The organism is Bacillus sp. 01N42_2, assembly GCF_056399565.1.
The window spans coordinates 14,863-34,479 of sequence record NZ_JBFTRO010000010.1 but is presented as its reverse complement, the minus strand read 5'-3'; the positions used below and the strand labels follow the sequence as shown (position 1 = coordinate 34,479).

At 48.1% G+C, this 19,617-nt stretch carries 21 protein-coding genes and 1 pseudogene; 16 read left to right on the top strand and 6 right to left on the bottom strand.

Annotation, left to right across the window (positions count from 1 at the left end):
* Positions 1 to 13 precede the first annotated feature (13 nt).
* The 5 genes and pseudogenes from AC1DN5_RS17660 (at position 14) to AC1DN5_RS17640 (ending at position 5,313) form a co-directional block, all read left to right on the top strand.
* Positions 14 to 616, top strand: a complete 603-nt coding sequence (locus tag AC1DN5_RS17660; RefSeq protein ID WP_016936733.1) for an NAD(P)H-dependent oxidoreductase — start codon at positions 14 to 16, stop codon at positions 614 to 616.
* Positions 607 to 1,695 (top strand): acyltransferase family protein, encoded by a 1,089-nt coding sequence (locus AC1DN5_RS17655; RefSeq protein ID WP_366970045.1) that lies wholly within the window; start codon positions 607 to 609, stop codon positions 1,693 to 1,695. The genes AC1DN5_RS17660 and AC1DN5_RS17655 overlap by 10 nt, the downstream gene beginning before the upstream one ends.
* A 344-nt stretch (positions 1,696 to 2,039) precedes the next feature.
* The gene (locus AC1DN5_RS17650; RefSeq protein WP_366970044.1) at positions 2,040 to 4,451 is read left to right on the top strand and encodes a PEP/pyruvate-binding domain-containing protein; all 2,412 of its coding nucleotides are present in this window, start codon (positions 2,040 to 2,042) and stop codon (positions 4,449 to 4,451) included.
* Between the two features lie 22 nt (positions 4,452 to 4,473).
* Positions 4,474 to 4,746 (top strand): ribonuclease inhibitor Barstar, encoded by a 273-nt coding sequence (locus AC1DN5_RS17645; RefSeq protein ID WP_016936729.1) that lies wholly within the window; start codon positions 4,474 to 4,476, stop codon positions 4,744 to 4,746.
* Positions 4,747 to 4,771: 25 nt separating this feature from the next.
* Positions 4,772 to 5,313 (top strand): annotated as a pseudogene (locus AC1DN5_RS17640) (YfiT family bacillithiol transferase).
* Here AC1DN5_RS17640 and AC1DN5_RS17635 read toward each other — a convergent pair.
* Both AC1DN5_RS17635 and AC1DN5_RS17630 read right to left on the bottom strand, forming a co-directional pair.
* Positions 5,273 to 6,865, bottom strand: a complete 1,593-nt coding sequence (locus tag AC1DN5_RS17635; RefSeq protein ID WP_366970043.1) for an MFS transporter — start codon at positions 6,863 to 6,865, stop codon at positions 5,273 to 5,275. The pseudogene AC1DN5_RS17640 and the gene AC1DN5_RS17635 sit on opposite strands and share 41 nt — an antisense overlap.
* A gap of 106 nt (positions 6,866 to 6,971) precedes the next feature.
* Entirely contained in the window at positions 6,972 to 7,454 is a 483-nt protein-coding gene (locus tag AC1DN5_RS17630) for a MarR family transcriptional regulator (RefSeq protein WP_016936726.1), read from the bottom strand.
* A 168-nt stretch (positions 7,455 to 7,622) separates the two neighbouring features.
* Here AC1DN5_RS17630 and mprF point away from each other — a divergent pair, with 168 nt between their 5' ends.
* The 3 genes from mprF (at position 7,623) to AC1DN5_RS17615 (ending at position 11,837) form a co-directional block, all read left to right on the top strand.
* Positions 7,623 to 10,193, top strand: coding sequence for a bifunctional lysylphosphatidylglycerol flippase/synthetase MprF (gene mprF / locus AC1DN5_RS17625; protein ID WP_366970042.1), 2,571 nt, complete (start codon positions 7,623 to 7,625; stop codon positions 10,191 to 10,193).
* Positions 10,194 to 10,291: 98 nt separating this feature from the next.
* The gene (locus AC1DN5_RS17620; RefSeq protein ID WP_016936724.1) at positions 10,292 to 11,176 is read left to right on the top strand and encodes a PhzF family phenazine biosynthesis isomerase; all 885 of its coding nucleotides are present in this window, start codon (positions 10,292 to 10,294) and stop codon (positions 11,174 to 11,176) included.
* A 76-nt stretch (positions 11,177 to 11,252) separates the two neighbouring features.
* Positions 11,253 to 11,837 (top strand): nitroreductase family protein, encoded by a 585-nt coding sequence (locus tag AC1DN5_RS17615; protein ID WP_366970040.1) that lies wholly within the window; start codon positions 11,253 to 11,255, stop codon positions 11,835 to 11,837.
* Positions 11,838 to 11,875: 38 nt separating this feature from the next.
* On the opposite strand, the gene AC1DN5_RS17610 is transcribed toward AC1DN5_RS17615, so the two are convergent.
* From AC1DN5_RS17610 to AC1DN5_RS17600, 3 genes are all read right to left on the bottom strand, one after another.
* Positions 11,876 to 12,067, bottom strand: coding sequence for a YfhD family protein (locus AC1DN5_RS17610; RefSeq protein ID WP_064778744.1), 192 nt, complete (start codon positions 12,065 to 12,067; stop codon positions 11,876 to 11,878).
* Positions 12,068 to 12,136: 69 nt separating this feature from the next.
* The gene (locus AC1DN5_RS17605) at positions 12,137 to 12,247 is read right to left on the bottom strand and encodes a YfhE family protein (protein ID WP_003155504.1); all 111 of its coding nucleotides are present in this window, start codon (positions 12,245 to 12,247) and stop codon (positions 12,137 to 12,139) included.
* A 57-nt stretch (positions 12,248 to 12,304) separates the two neighbouring features.
* On the bottom strand, positions 12,305 to 13,204 hold the full coding sequence (locus tag AC1DN5_RS17600; protein WP_047476553.1) for a TIGR01777 family oxidoreductase: 900 nt from the start codon (positions 13,202 to 13,204) through the stop codon (positions 12,305 to 12,307).
* 90 nt (positions 13,205 to 13,294) lie between these two features.
* Here AC1DN5_RS17600 and recX point away from each other — a divergent pair, with 90 nt between their 5' ends.
* From recX to AC1DN5_RS17585, 3 genes are all read left to right on the top strand, one after another.
* Positions 13,295 to 14,086: a recombination regulator RecX gene (gene recX / locus AC1DN5_RS17595; RefSeq protein WP_342007494.1), complete on the top strand. Its 792-nt coding sequence runs from the start codon at positions 13,295 to 13,297 to the stop codon at positions 14,084 to 14,086.
* 6 nt (positions 14,087 to 14,092) lie between these two features.
* Positions 14,093 to 14,407 (top strand): YfhH family protein, encoded by a 315-nt coding sequence (locus AC1DN5_RS17590; RefSeq protein WP_198698574.1) that lies wholly within the window; start codon positions 14,093 to 14,095, stop codon positions 14,405 to 14,407.
* Positions 14,408 to 14,549: 142 nt separating this feature from the next.
* Positions 14,550 to 15,743 carry an MFS transporter gene (locus AC1DN5_RS17585; RefSeq protein WP_076983019.1) on the top strand — a complete coding sequence of 398 codons (1,194 nt, stop codon included), beginning with the start codon at positions 14,550 to 14,552 and terminating at the stop codon, positions 15,741 to 15,743.
* Positions 15,744 to 15,918: 175 nt separating this feature from the next.
* On the opposite strand, the gene AC1DN5_RS17580 is transcribed toward AC1DN5_RS17585, so the two are convergent.
* Entirely contained in the window at positions 15,919 to 16,071 is a 153-nt protein-coding gene (locus AC1DN5_RS17580) for a small, acid-soluble spore protein K (RefSeq protein ID WP_003155495.1), read from the bottom strand.
* 123 nt (positions 16,072 to 16,194) lie between these two features.
* On the opposite strand from AC1DN5_RS17580, the gene AC1DN5_RS17575 reads away from it, so the two are divergent.
* From AC1DN5_RS17575 to AC1DN5_RS17555, 5 genes are all read left to right on the top strand, one after another.
* Entirely contained in the window at positions 16,195 to 16,464 is a 270-nt protein-coding gene (locus AC1DN5_RS17575) for a YfhJ family protein (RefSeq protein ID WP_016936717.1), read from the top strand.
* A gap of 133 nt (positions 16,465 to 16,597) precedes the next feature.
* Positions 16,598 to 17,125: an SH3 domain-containing protein gene (locus AC1DN5_RS17570; protein ID WP_016936716.1), complete on the top strand. Its 528-nt coding sequence runs from the start codon at positions 16,598 to 16,600 to the stop codon at positions 17,123 to 17,125.
* A 112-nt stretch (positions 17,126 to 17,237) separates the two neighbouring features.
* Positions 17,238 to 17,543 (top strand): SdpI family protein, encoded by a 306-nt coding sequence (locus AC1DN5_RS17565; RefSeq protein WP_366970119.1) that lies wholly within the window; start codon positions 17,238 to 17,240, stop codon positions 17,541 to 17,543.
* Complete coding sequence (locus AC1DN5_RS17560) at positions 17,540 to 18,400, top strand: alpha/beta fold hydrolase (protein ID WP_016936714.1); 861 nt, start codon at positions 17,540 to 17,542, stop codon at positions 18,398 to 18,400. Before AC1DN5_RS17565 ends, AC1DN5_RS17560 begins: the two co-directional genes overlap by 4 nt.
* A gap of 217 nt (positions 18,401 to 18,617) precedes the next feature.
* Positions 18,618 to 19,598 (top strand): glycosyltransferase family 2 protein, encoded by a 981-nt coding sequence (locus AC1DN5_RS17555; protein ID WP_366970039.1) that lies wholly within the window; start codon positions 18,618 to 18,620, stop codon positions 19,596 to 19,598.
* Positions 19,599 to 19,617: the final 19 nt, after the last annotated feature.

The following is a 19,617-nucleotide window of genomic DNA, read 5'->3' as shown; positions in this document are numbered from 1 at the left end:
CTGGGAGGTACATATGAAGACGGTGATTGTGTATGCAGACCCGGATGAGAACAGCTTCAATGCGGCTATCGTAAAATACGTCGCCATGGCTTTGAAGGACAGCGGCAAAAGCTATACTGTCATTGACTTATACGCCGATCAATTTGATCCCGTGCTGAAGGCCGGAGATGAAAAAAAGCGGACGGATATGAAAAGGGACGCTGAAACGAAGAGATACCGGAAACTGATGAAAGAAGCGGATCATCTCATTTTCATCTACCCGCTGTGGTGGGGAGGCGTTCCGGCGATTATGAAAGGCTTTTTTGACAAAGTGCTTGTCGCCGGAGAAGCCTATACATTTGAAAACGGCCGCGTAAAAGGCCTGCTGCGGGCAGAGACGGCACAGGTGTTTTATACGGCGGACTCCCCGAACCGGCACTTAAAGTGGTTCCGGAAAAACGCGGACTGGATTACGCTGAAAAAAGGAATTCTGCAATTTTGCGGCATTCAAAAAGCCGAACGGAACTTTATGTCCTCAGTTAAAACGAGCACACCCGAGCTGCGGGAAAAGCGGCTGCGCCAGGCATACGCCAAAGTCCGCCGCGCTTGTGAAAAAGGAGCGGCCGCATGCAGATAAAAGAAATTTTCGTGATCCGCTGCCTGTCCTGCTTAAGTGTCGTTCTGCTGCACGTGGTGTCAATGGTGCTGATGATTCAGGAAGAGTCCTTAGCAAGCGCCGCCCGTACGGTTGATGCATTCCGGACTTTGCTGATGTTCAGCACGCCGGCGTTTATCTTTATCTCGGAATTTTTGCTTGCCAGGTCCTATCCGGAAGGCGTCCCTGCAGGATTCTTAAAGAAAAGGGGAAAAGTTATTTTCGTGCCGTTTCTGTTTATCGCCGCGGTGGATGCCATCTTAATGAAAAGTGTCGCAGAAGAGGGAGCCGGTTTCGTTTCAGTGTTCGGTAAATTTTTAGAAAATGTCTTTTTAGGAAACTTCATCGGCTACTTCATTCTTGTGATCTTTCAATTTTATATTCTCCATATGCTGCTGCACCGCTGGCTGAACAACACATCTCCCGTGTGGGTGCTGTCTGTTTCGTTTATCATCAATGCCGTCTATCTGGCCTATTTTTCAATCGTTCGTCCGCCTGCTTCATCGGGGCTTGATTCTATTTTTCCGTTCTTTTGGGTTCCGTTTCCGGGCTGGCTGTTTTATTTCTGTCTGGCATTTTATTGCGGAAAGGAATACCGGCGTTTTTTAGCGCTCATCAATCAGTACCGTTATGCGGTTTACTTCAGTGCGGCCGTATCGGCCATATTGATTGTGGCCGTTTCATATACCAGCGGCGGGTCCATTTCTTCTAAGCGTCCGGATATTATGATTTACGCGGTCAGTATGATCTTTCTGTGTTTTCATCTGTTTTCAAAGCTCAAAAAAGTGCCCGCGATTGTGATGATGATCAGCAACTATTCGTTTTCAATCTATCTGCTGCACTCCTACTTTTTAATCAGCGGATACCTCCTGGAAGGCTATTTGCGGTCAATGCCTTTGCCGGCTGCCATCCTTCTGTTATTTTTGATCTGCACGCTCGGTCCCATTTTCATATCTTGGGGGTGCAACCATTTCAGATACGGATACTTGTTTGTCGGGAAAGTGTATCAGCCGAAGCAGATTAAAAGAAATACGGCGGCGCATCAAGGCCGCACAGTCTGAAAAAAAGGCGGCGTTTCGGCCGCCTTTTTGATGCGGGTCCGCTTTATCCGGCACGAGGACGGATAGTTGTACATCCTGCATACAAAGCCCCCCGGGCAAGCCGACAGCGAATGCCAGGTAAGCAGTATCGGGCAGCCTATCTCTAATTTTAATAGCGCGTTCACTGGCTGAAGACCCCCGCCTGCGTCCGTTTTGACCGGATGCATTTATGACAAAATAACGCCATCGATTTTCTCCCTTGTGAAGACCGATATATTGTATACTTATAGGAAATACTTTCAAAAAAAGTGAAAAAGAGAAAAACGGAGAGCTTGGATGAACGACTAAAAAGGAGCGGGGACATTATGAATGACTGTGTCAAAACATTCGGAGAACTTCCGGCCGAACTTTATTTCTCTGCGGGAGGAAAAGGAAGCATTCTCTCTAAAATGTATCAAAGCGGGTATCCTGTGCCTGAAGGATTTGTGATTTTGCCGTCAGCCTTTCAGGACGGACAGCTCCGCCATCAGGCGAGAGAGGCTATTGATCAATATGTGAATTCCATCCGCAGCCGCCATGCATCTGCGTTGTTTGCCGTACGCTCATCTGCGCTGAGCGAGGATTCCGCTCAGGCTTCCTTTGCCGGAGAATTCGATACGGTGTTGAATGTCAAAACAGATCAAGACATATCCGGGGCGATTGATGAAGTCTGCCGATCGGCACAGTCAGAAAGGGTAAAAGCGTACAGCGCCGTTCAGGGAATGGAAGATGAGCATGAAATCGCAATCGTCATCCAGCTGATGATACCGTCTGAGATATCCGGAGTGCTGTTTACCGCAGATCCGATTACGGGGAGCAGGCGGGAGATGACAGGCAATTACGTCTACGGTCTCGGGGAGCAGCTCGTTTCCGGGGAAGCCGATGCCTTTTCTTTTAAACTGGCACGGCCCAAGAAAAAATATGACGGCCCCGGGGAATTTCGTAAATATGCGTCAAAGCTCTATAAACTGGCGAAAAAGCTGGAAAAAGAACTTGGAGGGCCGCAGGATATTGAATGGGCCGCCGCGGGCGGGACATTGTATATTCTTCAATCCCGCCCGATTACGACCTTACAAGCCGGAAATCTGGAAACCTATGAATGGAATGATTCTTTCAGCGGTGATTTTTTATGGACAAACACAAATATAGGAGAAGCGATTCCCGATGTGATGACGCCGCTGACATGGTCGCTCCTCCGGAATCTGGATGAAGAGTCGGGCATTATTCCGGGCTATTATGTCTGGTCCGGCAATATTTGCGGAAGAGCCTATAACAATATGAGCCAGCCTCTTTCCGTTCTCGCCGCTTTCGGTCTGAATCCGAAAGGCGGTAAAATAGGAAAAATGATGAGCGATACATTGGGAGAAATCCCGGCGGAAATGAAGATTCCTTTATATCCGTTCTCAAAGTATGAACTTTTGAAGATCATCTCGAAAAAACTGAAACCGTATCTGTCGAAAATGAAGCACGCAAAAAAAAACATGTCCTCCTACTTGGACGAATCGCCGGAGTGGTGCCGGAATATTGAGGAAAAGCTGAAACGTGCCGAAACGGAGCGGGCATTATTAGCGATATGGAACAATGAGATCTATCCGTATTTGTGCAATGCGTGGTTTGCGTTAATATCCGGCGGGCGTGATTCTGCGCAATCCTCTTCGTCGTTAACCTCTCAATTAACAAAACTCGCAGGCATAGAAGATGCGAATCTCCTGCTTTCCAATCTGAGGGGAAAAGGCGGACTGGCCAGCCTGGAGCCGATTATCGGCATTGATCAAGTCATGAAAGGCCGTATGAGCGAGGAAGAATATCTCAGGAACCAAGGCCACCGAGGCCCGCATGAATACGAACTTTCCATACCGCATCCGGGAGAAAACCGGGATTGGCTGACGAAGCAGATCAAAGAACACAAGGAGTCGGGTATTGATGCCGAACAATTGCTTTTGAAACAGCAGCGGGCGCATGAACAGGCCTTCCGAAGATTTGAAGAAAAGTTTCCTCATAAGGTCAAATGGCTCAAAGCCAAAATGGAAAAAGCGTCAGATTACGCGAATATTAGAGAAACAACCAGATCCGAATTTGTCAGGGTGTACCGGACAGCCAGAGCATTCGCGCTCAGAGCGGCGGAAATGACCGGCATGAAGGACGATATTTTCTTCTTGTATCTGCATGAAATAACCGATCTGCTCGCGGGGAAAGAGCCGGCGGTTGCGTCGATTCAAGCGAGAAAGCAAAACTATGAAACTTATAAAAAACTGCCGCCGTTCCCATCCGTTATTAACGGAAGATTCAATCCGTTTAAATGGGCTGAGGATCCTGACAGAAGAGCGGATTATTACGATGCTTTTATGCCTGCGGAAACTGATGATGCGTATACTTTAAAAGGTTTCGCGGGAGCGGCCGGGAGAGTGGAGGGCATTGTCCGTGTCCTTGATGTCCCGGAAGACGGGGATTCTTTTGCGGCGGGGGAAATTTTAGTGACCTCGACAACTAATGTAGGCTGGACCCCGCTTTTTCCAAGAGCGGCTGCTATCATAACGGACGTCGGCGCCCCTTTGTCCCACGCGGCGATCGTCGCCCGGGAACTGGGGATTCCTGCTGTTGTCGGGTGCGGAAATGCAACGTCAAAACTGAAAACGGGGGACAGGGTGGCCGTTGACGGCGGGCAAGGCATCGTCCAGCTGGAACCGCGGCAGACTCCGGTCACTTCTGAAGAGGAAAATGGTAAACTGATAGAATAAAATCATGAGAAAGGAGCCGCACATGAAAAAAGCAATCATTAACGGGGAACAAATCAGAAGTATGAGCGACCTGCACCAGACATTGAAAAAGGAGCTTGCCCTTCCTGAATACTACGGTGAAAACCTTGACGCTTTATGGGATTGTCTGACCGGCTGGGTCGAGTATCCCCTCGTTTTAGAATGGAGACAGTTTGAACAAAGCAAGCAGCTTACAGAAAATGGCGCAGAGAGTGTGCTTCAAGTCTTTCGTGAAGCGAAAGCGGAAGGCTGCGACATCACCATCATACTTTCATAATACGATCAACGGGAGAGAGACAAAAATGGAAAAACAAACCCTCAGCTATCCGATTGGAGAATATCAGCCGGCTGAATCGATTCGGCCGGACAGAAACAAGAATGGATCAATGCGCTGGAACACGCTCCGGCCAAACTGAAACAAGCTGTCAGAGCGATGTCGGACAATCAGCTCGATACGCCGTACCGCGAAGGGGGATGGACTGTCCGTCAAGTGGTTCACCATCTGGCGGACAGCCACATGAACGGTTATACCCGGTTTAAATTGGCTTTAACAGAAGATGAACCGGAAATCCGTCCCTATGATGAAAACGGCTGGGCCGATCTTCATGATTCAAAAACCGCCGCTTGCGGGGATACGCTTGAGCTGTTAACAATCCTGCACAGAAGGTGGGCCGCTCTTTTGCGCTCCATGACGGAAGCCCAATACAAACGGAGATACTTCCATCCTGTATCCAAAGAGACGGTTACGCTGGAACAAGCGCTCGGATTATATGTCTGGCATTCTGAACATCATATCGCCCATATTACTGAGCTTTGCCGGCGGATGGACTGGCGTTTGTCTTAGAGGATGCCGGCTTCCGGAAAAACGCCAAAACAGCCGCAGACACAACCGTGCATAACGAAATGACAGCGGCTGCCGTATAAAGGTGATGATAGCCGCTGGCAATGCCTGCTTCAATCGCATCAGAAACCGCTTTTTTGACGGCGGGAACGGGGATTCGGCTTACCTGTTCCTGCAACGAAGAAAGCCCGCCGCTGATATCGGGCAATTGCACCTGGTCAGCAGGAACACCGCTTTTTGCTAAACGGTTTTTGATGTCATCTCCGATCCGGTCAAAGCCGGCTGTAATGAAGCCGGCATATAAGGCTGGGGCGAGCGTCAGCCCGACCTGCCTCACGAGGGAAAGCGTGCCGAGCGCCGTCCCTTTGTTTTGGCCCGCCGTTTCTGATACAAGCACATTCAGCGGAGCTCCGAGCAGGAATCCGAAACCGATCCCCGCAATGACACTCGCCGTGACAAATTCCCATTTATCCGTCACCCATAACGGAAACAGGCTGAAGCCGGCAAATGCGATAGCGCCTGATACAACAGCAGAGAAGACCGGCCCTTTTTTATCCGTGACCGCCCCGCCGAGCCATGCGCCGATGCCTGATGCCAACGCGAGCGGTGTCATCCAATAACCCGCTTTCTCCGCCGATACGTGCAAATACTGCTCCGCATAAGAAGGAATAAAAATGACCGCAGCAAGCAGCCCGCCCGATAAAAACCCGATGACGAGCGTCCATTGAAACACTTTATTTTGCAGCAGCGAGTAGGCGAGAATCGGATCGCCCCCGCGTTTTTCAACCCGCTTTTCAACCTTAAGCAGCGCCCAAAAGAGAAGTGCCGCCCCCAGAAGATATCCGTACACCTTCACGTCCATTATGCTTTCTGACAGCTTTGCCCCATCGAGGTTTGTGATACCGATCATGCAAGATAAGATTGCCAGAGACAGCATCATCGTGCCGGCAAGATCAAGCTTTTTCGCCTCAGGCTCTTTCGTTTCAGCGATAAACAAACCGCCGCACACAACCAAAGCGGCGGCTATCGGCAGATTAATCAAAAACAGCCAATGCCACGACCCGGTTATATGAAGCAAAAAACTCCCGATATTCGGTCCGAGGACGGCCGCTATACCGTTCATCGCCCCTAAAAGCCCGAGAGCTTTTCCCTGTTTTTCTTTCGGAAGCACAGCCAGCACATGTGAGCTGCCGATAATAAAAATTCCTCCGCCGCCAAAGGCTTGAATGAGCCGCGCCGCCAAAAACATCGGGAAGCTCTGACTGAGTGCGACAAGCAAAGAGCCAAGACCGAACAGTCCGACTTCAATCATAAACAGTTTTTTCCGTCCATAGCGGTCCGACAGCTTGCCGACAATCGGCACACTGACACTGAGTCCCAATGTGTAAAGGGTCACGCCCCACGATCCCCATGAAGGAGAAATATCAAAAGACCTGTTAATCGTCGTCAGAGCAGCGGAAATAATTCCGTTGTCCAGCGCCGCCATGAACACACCGATCGTAAAAAGGGTGATGGCCCAGCTCTGGTTTTTTCCTGTTTGCACTCGTCCCGGCATACTGATCAATCCTTTCATTTTAATTCACTTAAAATATATTATTCACTTTGAATGAATTAAATGTCAAATAAAAAAAGGCCGCCGATACGGCAGGCCTTTTTCATCTCTATGCCTGTTTGGAGGATTCCAGCGCTTTTGCCAAAATGGCGAGCCCTTGATTAACCGTTTGTTTTTCTTCAGCAGTCAGCGTTTCCAATGATCGCTTCAATTTTACATGTCCTTTTTGATAAAGGCTGCGGAAAATGTTTTTCGCGTTTTCCGTTAATTGAACGACGACTGAACGGCGGTCTTCTTCTGACGGGGCGCGTGTAACGAAACTCGATTTTTCCAACCGGTCAAGCAGCCCCGTCGTATTTGAAAGGGAAGCACCCATTTTTTCTGCAATTTCACTCACCTTCAGCGTCCCATGGTTGTTCAGAAGCATCAGCACCTTCATTTGCGGCATGCTCATATCAAGCTTCATCCATTCTGACACATCGCCGAGTCCAGCCGACGTCATCACTTTCATGTACAGCACCCAAATATCCCGTTCCTCAGGAGAAAAAATATCGCCGCCCAAGACCGTTGTATCATGCAGGTTATAATCCATCGTCTCACTTCCTCATTCATACTCCTTCATACCATATTACTGATTTTCATCTGAGAAAGAAAGTTGCAGACGAGTTTTGTTTGAATAGGAGGTGGTAGTGTATAATATGTTGGAGATTATTGGGGGAATTATAATAAATAAGCTATTTTATGATGATTGGAGAGAACATTGCTGACTAAAAAGAATGCCTTATCGATATTAAAAGTATTATTTCCTATTGCAGTTTTGCTTTTAGTCATTTATCAGTCGAAGAAGGAATTGACAGATCTTTCTTTTAAACGCACGCTGTACATTATTAACGGGATTGAGCGGTACGATTTATTTATCCTCGTTCTGCTCGGCCTCCTTGCCGTCAGTGCGATGTCCTTTTACGACTTTGTGCTGAAACGGGCGCTGCGGCTCAACATTCCGAATTGGAAAGTGTTCAGGGTTTCCTTTATCGCCAATTCCTTTAACAATGTCCTTGGATTCGGGGGTCTGGCAGGCGTCGGACTGCGGACGATGCTGTACAAAGAGCATACGAACGACGTAAAACGACTTGTCGCAGGCATTGCCTGGCTTACTTCTTCAGCGCTGCTCGGGCTGTCAGTCTTCAGTATTCTGACTGTCGCCCGGGTGCTGCCGGTGGGCGAAATCACAGGTGAGAAGCCGTGGCTGTGGGCTGTTATCGCCGGCGTGGCGCTTATTGTGCCGGTGGCCTTAATCGCCGCTTGGATCAACAATAAAAAAGCTCGAACGGAAGATGGTGAAGCAAAACTGAGGCATCCGATTTTTTCTTATATCGGAGCTTCGTTTGCCGAATGGTTTGCGGCGGCCGTCGTTATGTATTATTCACTGCATGTCATGGGGATTCACGCAGATGTCCGCCATGTATTCGGTGTATTCGCGATAGCCGCTATCGGGGGAATCATCAGCCTTGTGCCGGGCGGATTAGGCTCGTTTGACCTCCTGTTTCTGCTCGGCATGCAGAATATGGGCTTTCCGCAGGAAGCGGTTGTGACATCCATCGTCATCTACCGGATTGTGTATTCATTTATTCCGTTTGTGTTCGGGCTGTTCTTTGCGGCCGGCGACTTAACGGAAAACACGCTGAAACGGCTGGAATCAAATCCGAAGATGGCGCCTGCCGTAGAAACGACGAACGTGCTTCTCGTATTGCAGCGCGGGATCTTAATCAGAGTGCTTTACGGTTCGCTGTCGCTTTTGGTTTTCGTGTCGGGAGTGGTCGTGCTGGCGTCCGTCGCATTGCCGATCGACAGAGAGACGGTCATTCCGCATATTCCGCGCCCGGCGCTCCTTGCGTTTAACGCGTTATCGCTAAGCGCGGCTTTGATTCTATTAATTCTGCCGATTGAATTATATAAACGGACGAAACGCTCTTATTCAATGGCGGTCGCCGCGCTGGTCGGCGGTTTTGTGTTCAGTTTCTTAAAAGGAATGAACATCAGTGCGATCTTTATTCTGCCTGTCGTCATCGTCGTGCTTGTGCTGCTGAAGCGGCAGTTTATCAGGGAACAGGCATCGTATACACTCGGCCAGATGATTTTTGCGGCCGCTCTGTTTATTATCGCCTTGTTTAACTATAATCTCATTGCCGGTTTTATTTGGGATAAAATGAATCGGCTGCTGCGCCACGATTACTTCGTCCATAATAATTCGCACATTACATATGCGACGATGACGGCCATTATTGTCGTGCCTCTGTTTTTCCTTTTGTTTACGGTCTTTTATCATAAAAGATTGAAGCCGATCGGGGAAGAGGCCGATCCTGAACGGCTGAAGACCTTTTTGGCGGAAGAAGGCGGAAATGCGCTCAGCCATCTCGGCTTTCTCGGGGATAAGCGGTTTTATTTCTCAAGCGACGGCAAAGCGCTTTTATTGTTCGGCCAGATTTCGAGAAGACTTGTCGTGCTCGGTGATCCGTCAGGGCAGAAAGACTCTTTTCCGCTGGTGATCGAGGAATTTTTGAACGAAGCGCATAAGCAGGGACTGAGTGTCATGTTTTATCAGATTGAACGTGAAGACATGGCGCTGTACCACGACTTCGGCTATAACTTCTTCAAGCTTGGAGAAGAAGCTCTCGTGGATATGGAGGCATTTACGCTGTCAGGAAAGAAAAAAGCGGGGCTGCGGGCGATTAACAACAAATTTGACCGCGAAGGCTACACATTTCATGTCGGGGAACCGCCGTTTTCTTCCGAGTTTATGGCCAAGCTGAAAGACATTTCGGACGAATGGCTCGGACCGAAAAAAGAGAAAGGCTTTTCTCTCGGTTTCTTCGATCGGGACTATTTGGAACAAGCCCCGATTGCTTACGTGAAAGACACAGAAGGGGAGATCATCGCTTTTGCCAACCTGATGCCGATGTACCAGGAAGGCGAAATATCAGTCGACTTGATGCGTTATCGGAAAAACGCGCCGAACGGTATTATGGACGCGCTTTTCATCCGTCTGTTTCTCTGGGCGCAGGAAAAAGGCTATACCACTTTTAATATGGGGATGGCGCCGTTGTCAAACGTAGGAACGGCCTTTACATCTTTCTGGTCGGAAAGAATCGCAGCCGTCATCTTCAACAACGTCCGGTATATGTACAGCTTCAGCGGGCTGCGGGCCTTTAAAGAAAAATACAAACCGGAATGGCGCGGGAAATACTTGGCATACCGCAAAAACAGATCACTGTCTGTCACGATGTTTCTCGTCACCCGCCTGATCGGAAAAACAAAAAAAAGACGCCGTTAAAAGGCGTCTTTTTTTTCCTTTAATGTAATTAACTAAAAATTCTAATTTTCTTTTGTTATACTGAATAACATACCATGAGACGAAAGGAAGACTGATGAATGAAACAGGCAGTTGTATTTAAATATGAAGCGTTTACCGATATTCCTGATCTGGGAAATCCCGCTGGAATCGTCTTTAACGGTGATGATTATTCAGATGAAGAGATGCAGATGATCGCCGAAATGGCAGGGTACAATGAAACTTCATTTCTCTGTAAAAGCGGAGAAGCCGATCTGCGCATCCGCTATTTTACACCCGGCCATGAAATGAATTTATGCGGACATGCTACAGTTGCCTCTCTTTACGCATTAATTGAAAAAGGAAGGCTTCAGGCTGATCAGACGTATCGGATTGAGACAAAAGCCGGCATTCTTCCCGTAAAAGCCGCTGAACGAAACGGGCGGGTATACATCACGCTTGAACAGGCTCCCCCGCAATTTCTGCCGTTTACGGGAGACAAAGAACAGCTTGCGGCTTCGCTCGGGATAACGGCTGAGGATTTCCACGGCGAGCTTCCGATTGTTTACGGATCAACGGGGATCTGGACATTGATTGTTCCGCTGAAATCACTGGAAGCATCACGGAATATGGTGCCGGACAACACGCAATTTCCCGCTGTATTGCAAGATCTTCCGAAAGCGAGCGTCCATCCTTTTTCTCTGGAAACCGTTCATCAGGAAAGCGATCTGCACGGACGCCATTTTTCTTCTCCTTTTTCCGGAACGACCGAAGACCCCGTCACGGGAACCGCTTCAGGCGTCATGGCGGCCTATATGCGGCAATACGGGGGCTCTGAAGCCGAATGCCTCACGATTGAACAAGGTCAGGAAATAGGGAAAGACGGAAAAGTGGAAATCAGGATCACGGAGGAAGGCGGCAAGGTGAAAATCGAGATGACAGGAACGGCCGTGTATGCCGAATCAATTCATCTTCAGCTTCCGTAACGGTTTACAAAAGCCGGTTCTATCCGTTATATTATAAATGATAATCATTTTCAATTGAATAGGAAGGTGAATCGGCATGCCGAAAACCGAACAATTACAGCAAAACGAGGGTCTTAAACATACGATCAGAAACAGAAGATCCATCCGGTCATTTAAACCGGAAACCGTTCCTTCTGAAGTCATATTAGATATGCTCGAAACGGCCGTTTACGCACCGAACCACAGACTGACGGAGCCATGGCGTTTTATCTACGCGGCAAGCGAAGCGGGAAAAGAAAAGCTTGCGGACAGCTACGTTTCATTTTTCAAAAAAATAAAAGATGATTTCAACGAGGAAAAAGAGCGGAACATGAGAAAAAATCTCAGTGCCATTCCGGGATTTTTGTTGGTCGTCTTAAAAGAAGATGAAAATGAATTTACGCGAAATGATGATTTTGCGGCGCTGAGCGGCATGATTCAAAACCTTCAGCTTCTCGCACATGAAAACGGCATCGGCATGGTTTGGAAAAGCGGCCGCATTATGTATGACAAACAGGTGCATCGAGACTTCGGCCTTGCAGACAATGAGCGCTTCGCCGCCATCATCCAAACGGGCTATCCGGATGAACAGCCTAAGGCGAAAGAACGGACGCCGGCAAAAACCCTGTTTACCGAACTGTAAAAAAATCCCCGTCCTCAAGAAGAGGCGGGGATTTTGTATTAGCGGGTTTTGCTTTTTGCTCTGTTGTCAGCAGCTTTCATCCGCGCCTGCGCTTCGCGGTCAGCGGAATCAGCAAGCTCGCTTGAATATTCCTCATATGTGCCGTCTGTTTCATGTTTCAAAGCAGCCGGAACTTGAGGAAGTTTTTGTTTGTTTTTATCACGGTTTTTGTGAGTATGATTTCTGCCCATAACAATCGCCCCCTGAAAAAAGTGATATCAAACAAACATAGTATCTGCCCGGTCCCGATCTTTATTCGTTTATTTCCGTTTGGCTGCTCTTTCCGCTTTTTTGAATTCACCGGAATAAAGGACTTCCTGCATTTTTTTGAGATTGGCTCCCTGCTGATGTTTTTCGCGCTTCTTTTCCATAAAAGAAGACCCTCCTTCAAAACAGAATACCAATAGGATTGGCTTTTATTTCCGTTTTTATGCAGATAAGAGATCCTTTAAAGCCAAATCAAGTTCTTCATACGTAAATTGAAAACCGGACGTCAGCGCCTGTTTAGGCAGGGCGCGCTGGCCTTTTACGATCAGCAGGCTCATCTCTCCCAATGCTTTCTCCAGAAAAACTTCCGGTACGGGAATCCAGTGGGGGCGGTGCAGGACGCTTGCGATCGTCTTTCCGAATTGCTTCATTTCAACGGGGTTCGGCGATGTCACATTCATCGGGCCGGATAAGTCATCATGCTCCGCCGCATACGCGATGAGTTCCGCGGCGTCATCGACATGAACCCATGACAGCCATTGCCGTCCCGAGCCGACGGTGCCGCCCGCTAACAGCTTATAAGGGAGAACCATGAGCGGCAGGGCGCCTTTTTCACCGAGCATCACGCCGAATCTGGCATATACCGTCCGAATGCCGAGCGCTTCAATTTTCTGGCCTTCACGCTCCCACATATGAGCCGTATGACTGAGAAAGTCTTCATTTGACGTATCGGACTGCTCAGTGAACGTTTTCTCTGTGCTAGTGCCGTAAATGCCGACGGCGCTTGCCTGAATCAGAGCCCGCGGTTTTTGGGGCTGCTGCTTCATAATCCGTCTGACTTCTCTCGTCGCTTTTATTCTGCTTGAGATGATTTGTTCCTTCGTTGTGTCCGTCCAGCGGTCAAAGATGGATTTGCCGGCGAGGTTCACCCATACATCAATAGGGGGAAGCTCGCGCTCAGGCGCCGCGTTTTCGGCCAGCCATTGAACATATGTCACATTTTTTTGTTCGGTTTCTCTTTGTTTTCTTGATAAAATATAGACATGATGTCCCCGGCGGGTAAACACATCTGTCAGATGCCGGCCGAGAAAACCCGTGCCGCCTGTCATCGCGATATTCATATCCATCTCTCCTTACACGTTGATACATATACTGTACCTCATTTGTCAAAAAGAAAAACGCCTGAACATCGGGCGGGAAAGGAGACCGGGATGCCGTTTATTACAAAAATATCGACCCAAAAGAAAAACACCGAGCGCTTCAACATCTTTCTTGATGAGAAATATGCATTCAGCGTCGACGCCGACGTGCTCGTGCGTTTTGACCTGAAAAAAGGGAAAGAACTGGACGAGCTTGACATTCTTGAAATCCAGCACGGCGATGAAGTGAAAAAAGCCTTTAACCGCGCCGTAGATTTTTTATCATACCGGATGCGCTCTGAAAAAGAAGTCCGGGACCATCTGAAGAAAAAAGAAACACCTGAGATGGTCATTCCTGAAGTCATCCATAAACTGTACGATTACCGCTACTTAAATGACAAAGAATTTGCCGAAGCTTATGCAAGCACCCACAAAAAAACAAACGGCAAAGGCCCTGACGTCCTGTTCCGCGAGCTGAAAGCGAAAGGAATAGACGACGATACGATCAAGGAGACGCTCAGTGCGTTTACATTTGATGAGCAGATACAAGAAGCGCTGAAACATATCGGGAAAATCCTGAAAAAAGACAAAAAGCTGTCCACAAAAGAGATCAGACAGCGGGCGCAGATGCAGCTTCAGCGAAAAGGTTTTCCATTCGACGTCATCAACGCCGCCCTGGAGCAGACGGAGTATGAGAATGATGACGAAGCTGAGATGGAAGCCCTGAAGATTCATGCGGAAAAGGCGATCAGGAAATACCGCTATGACGGCAGCTATGAAAGCGGAATGAAGGTCAAACAGTACTTATTCAGAAAAGGATTCTCGATTGACGATATTGAACAATTTTTGCAGGAAGAGGAGTAAACCGAAATGGACAAACGATACAGTCAAATGACGCCTCATGAACTACAGACAGAAATTGCGGGATTGACGGAAAAAGCGAGAAGAGCGGAACAGATGGGCATTGTAAATGAACTGGCCGTGCTTGAACGGAAAATCACGATGGCCAAAGCCTACATGCTGGAGCCGGAAGACTTTCAGCCCGGCGCAGTGTATCAGATAGAAGGTTCTGATGATACATTCAGCATTGATTACATCAACGGCGTATTCGCCTGGGGGCACAGATCATCGTCGCCTGACCTGGAAGAGGCGCTGCCGATTTCTGTTTTGAAAGAAAAAAGTTAACAAAAGAGGCCGGCTCCGGCCTCTTTTTCTTTTGAACACATTCGTTTCAACCTTTCAGTAAAAAATGATTGAATTCAATTTCGATATCTTTTAAGATGAAATTCGTTGTTTTTTATTAAAAAGGAGGCGATTCGCGTTGAATATCAAAATGAAACAGCCATCAGTGAAATTAATGATTTTTGTTTTAATGATTTGCACGTTTTCCATCGGGTATACGGAATATGCTGTCATGGGTATTTTGACGTCGATTGCCGATGACTTTCATATACATGTGTCCTCAGCGGGCATGCTTGTTACGGCGTACGCGGCAAGCGTCTGCCTGACGGGCCCGATCGTAACCATTATCGCGGTTAAGCTCCCGAGAAAGCCGGTGCTGCTCGGGTTGATGGGAATTTTCGTCCTTGCCAACCTGATGAGCGTCTTTGCGCCAAATTTCGCCGTACTGGCGATTTCCAGAATTTTATCCGCATCCATTCACGGAGCCTTTTTTGCTATCGCTATGGTGTTTGCGAGTGAAATGGTGCCGCCTGAAAAACGTTCCGCCGCCGCTGCATCGATGAACGGAGGATTAACCGTGGCGCTGATGCTCGGCGTTCCGTTCGGCTCTTATTTAGGGGATGCCCTTAATTGGCGTGCCGTCTTTTTCATTATTTCTGTTTTAGGCCTGATCGGACTGATCGGTCTGATGCTGGTCGTACCGAATCAAAAACCGAAAGTGATTCCGATGCTGATGAATGAATGGAGTGTCTTTAAGCATAAGCAAGTGATTTTTTCCTTTGCGATCACCATTCTCGGCTACTCAGGCGTTTTTATCGCTTACACGTTTATCGAGCCGATTTTAAGAGATTCAGCTGGATTCGGCACGGTCGGCATCACAGGCGCGTTATTTGCCTACGGTCTCGGCGGAGTGGCGGGGAATTTCTTCGCAGGGAAAGTGCCGCTCAAACTGCTGACACGCACAATGATCGGCGTGATGATCGGCTTGATCGGCGTCATGGCGATTTTCCCTTATATTGCTGTTTTTCCTGCCGCAGCCGTTTCGGCGACATTTTTATTCGGTGCATGTGCGTTCGGTACGCCGCCGCTTTTACAGACAAAGGTTATTTCTTCCTCTGAAAACGGCACGACGATCGCCGCCGCGGTGAGCGTTTCCGCCTTTAACCTGGCAAACGCGCTCGGCGCCTGGATCGGCGGTTTGATTCTCGGCGGAACGGGATCTTACTCATGGCTGTTTGCCGGCGGTGCACTGATGACCGCTCTCGGCCTTGTGCTGTCCACGTTCGCTCATCTGTCTGAGAAGAAGGACGTCTATGAATACCAAATGCATAAAGGATAACAAAAAGCTTGCAGCGGATATTCCGTCTGCAAGCTTTTTTTCAGTTTTCATCACGGTGAGCCGTCAGCGAGAGTAACGGGCAGCGGTTTTTTACTGACATATTACGGTATTTGTTTGACGTTATTGTCCTTTGCAAAAAAGAGACCGGATCATTTCCGGTCTCTTTACGGTGTGTTTATCGTCTGCCTGAAGCTCTCATGCGCTCTTGCGGATGCGAATTAATTGAACCGTCCGCCCGTTTAGAAGCGTAGTCATCCTTTGCCCGCGGTTCGCCTTCAAACTTATTATTGTTTTGATTAGGAAATCCTTTTGCTTTGTTCCGGACCATTTGTTTTCCCCCTCGGCCAATATCAAAAGGTTGCGCCTTCTGGACTGAAGACGTAAAGTTAGTATATGCCTGTGACAAGCTGCGTAAAAGCAGCAGGTTTTCCCAAGGAAAGGAGACAGAGACATGAATACATATATCGACAAACTGACGAATTTGCTGCTTGAGAAAAATGATATGCTCAGCTATTTGCAAGCACGTACTTGGGTGGAGCTTTTATGGGGAGATTTCGAAGCGACTTACGCAAAAGCCGGCCGCCCGTATCAAGGAGAGCAAATGACAGAACGCGTCGTCAAGGAATGGATTGAATCGTACGGCAGCAAGCTTCATATGTTCCAAAGCATGCGGGAAGACGTTTCTCATTATTTGGATCAAAGCAGGGGACTCCTGCATTAACATAATAGCGCGTTCCGCCGGATGTCTTCCGGCGGTTTTTTCTTTTTATAAAAGAAATAGGAAAATCATGTTTGATGACCCGCAAAGTGTGGAATTGTGTAATAACTTAATAAAATAGCGGGGAGGAACCACAATGAACATGAAAAAAGGGTTAACCGCAATTATTCCGGCCGCAGGACTTTGCTTATTTTTAGCCGCAGGCACCGTTTTTTTTGATCCGGCAGCGAATGCCGCAGCAGTTCAGCAGACAAAAATAGACACCGCAGCAGATACATATATCGTGAAAGCAGGAGAACTTAACGTCCGTAAAGAACCAAATAAACAAGGGCGGATTGTCGGCACGCTCCGTTCAGAAGATGCCGTAAAGGTTAAACAGCTTGAAGGGGCAGATTGGGCCGAGATTAACTACAAAGGTCAGAAAGCCTATATCTCCACTCATTTTCTGATGAAGCAGCCGATGAAGGCAGTGACCGCGAAACAAACCGCTTTTTATACGCCGACTTTGGAAACCGGCAAAAAAAGCTCCGTGAAAGCGGGGGAAACCGTCAATGTGCTCGGCTGGGGATTCAGCCATGACGGAGGATTTGACCGTAAATGGGCGTACGTCACATACGGCGGGAAAGCAGGTTATGTGAAGACGGCCGACTTAGTTCAAAAATAAAGATTCAGGCAGGCGGATGAGCCTGCTTTTTTTCTGAAACTTTCCGCCTTTCCTTTCGTATGAAATGAAAAGGAGAGTGACAGATGTGATAATGGTAATCGGCGGCCTTCTGATGGCTGCAGCCGGCATTTTAGTCACACTTTTCCCGCCGAAGTCAATTAACAGCCTGTACGGATATCGGACAAAACGCTCAATGGCGGATGAATCCCAGTGGAGAGAAGGCAACCGTTTCAGTGCGGTCCTCATGATTCTGTTCGGCCTTCTGACGGCTGCGGCCGGATTTGCGGGCAGCCTGCTCATTCCGCTCACTCAGCCGTACAGCCTGATCGTCCAAGCCGTATGTTTGATTGCGATCAGCGCGCTGATCATAGCCTTAACAGAAAGAAGATTAAAACAAAAGGGGAGGAGAACCGATTGAATGACATCACTTTTCACATGATCGAAACAAACGGAGTGACGCTGCACACGGCTTCAGCGGGTCCGAAAGACGGCCCTTTGGCGGTGCTGCTGCACGGGTTTCCGGAATTTTGGTACGGGTGGAAGAGCCAGATCAAACCGCTTGCGGATGCCGGATACCATGTTGTCGTGCCCGATCAGCGCGGCTATAATCTCAGTGATAAACCGGAGGGCATTGAAAACTATACCATTGATAAACTCAGGGATGACATTATCGGGCTGATCACTCACTTTACAGATGACAAGGCCGTCGTCATCGGTCACGATTGGGGCGGAGCTGTAGCCTGGCACTTGGCATCCACGCGGCCGCAATACGTTGAAAAATTAATCACGGTCAATATCCCGCATCCGGCGGTTATGCGGAAGGTTACACCGTTCTACCCGCCGCAATGGAAGAAAAGCTCTTATATCGCGTTCTTTCAGCTCCCGGAAAAACCTGAACGGAGATTATCTGAAGATGATTACCGCGTATTGGATCACGCCATCGGCTTATCCGAACGCCCGGCGCTTTTTTCACGGGAAGATGTCGACAGCTACAAAGAAGCGTGGGGCAGAAAAGGAGCCCTCACGGCTATGCTGAACTGGTACCGGGCGATCAGATGCGGCGGTTTAGGCCCTTCAGTTCCGCTTAAAATGTCTGTTCCGTACCGATTAATATGGGGCGTCAATGACCGCGCGCTGAGCAAAAAGCTCGCTTCGGAAACAAAACGGATGATTCCAAACGGCGACTTAATCTTCATAGACGATGCCTCGCATTGGGTCATTCACGAAAAACCGCGCATCGTCAGCCATTTGATTCATGAATACCTTCAGCAATAAAGTCTGTCCCGCGTACAGACTTTTTCTTTTTTTTCTCATATCTGCCGAAAAACATGACAAAATAAAAATATATAACCATATGCAGAAAAATTTTTCTTTCCCTGTAACGAAAAAAGGGTTTAAACGACTTTAAAAAAAGGAAAAGCCTTACTGAAGTTTTGCGGACTATTCCACTAAGGCCGCACTAAAAAAGAATAATACAAAAGAAGGTGCCTTCATGAAACAAAGGTTAATCTCAATTATTATTCCGTCTTACAATGAAGGAAACAACGTCAAGCTCATCCATGAATCTTTAAAAAAAGAGTTTCAAACGATTCATTATGACTATGAAATTTTCTACATCAATGACGGAAGCGCGGATGACACCCTTCAGCAGATTAAGGAACTGGCCGCCAGAAACCATCGCGTCAAATACATATCTTTTTCCCGCAACTTCGGGAAAGAAGCGGCCATTTTGGCGGGATTTGAACACGTGCAGGGAGAAGCGGTAATCGTGATGGACGCTGACCTGCAGCACCCGACGCATCTGCTGAAAGACTTCATTCAAGGCTATGAAGAAGGATATGACCAAGTTATTGCGCAGCGCAACCGAAAAGGGGACAGCCCCGTGCGTTCCGTGCTTTCTTCCCTGTATTATAAATTTATTAACAAAGCCGTCGAAGTGGATCTGCGTGACGGAGTCGGGGATTTCCGCCTGCTGAGCCGGCAGGCCGTTGATGCTCTTTTGAAGCTGAGTGAAGGGAACCGCTTCTCGAAAGGGCTGTTCTGCTGGATCGGGTTTGACCAGAAAATCGTATTTTATGAAAATGTCGAAAGGCAGAACGGCAAGTCCAAATGGTCATTCAGCAATCTGTTCAACTACGGAATGGACGGTATCGTCTCCTTTAACAACAAACCGCTGAGGGTTTGCTTTTTCACCGGTATTCTGATATTGCTTCTGTCGATGGTTTATATTGTAACGACCTTTATTCATATTCTGACACACGGCGTGTCCGTTCCCGGATACTTCACCATTATTTCCGCCGTGCTGTTTTTAGGAGGCATCCAGCTTTTGAGTCTCGGCATCATCGGCGAGTATATCGGCCGGATTTACTATGAAACGAAAAAACGCCCGCACTATTTAATTAAAGAAGCGAATATTACGTACGGAGAACAAAATGAAACGAATTATACAAAAAAGCGCAAGTGGAACCATTAAACAGCCGCCGCTGTGCGCA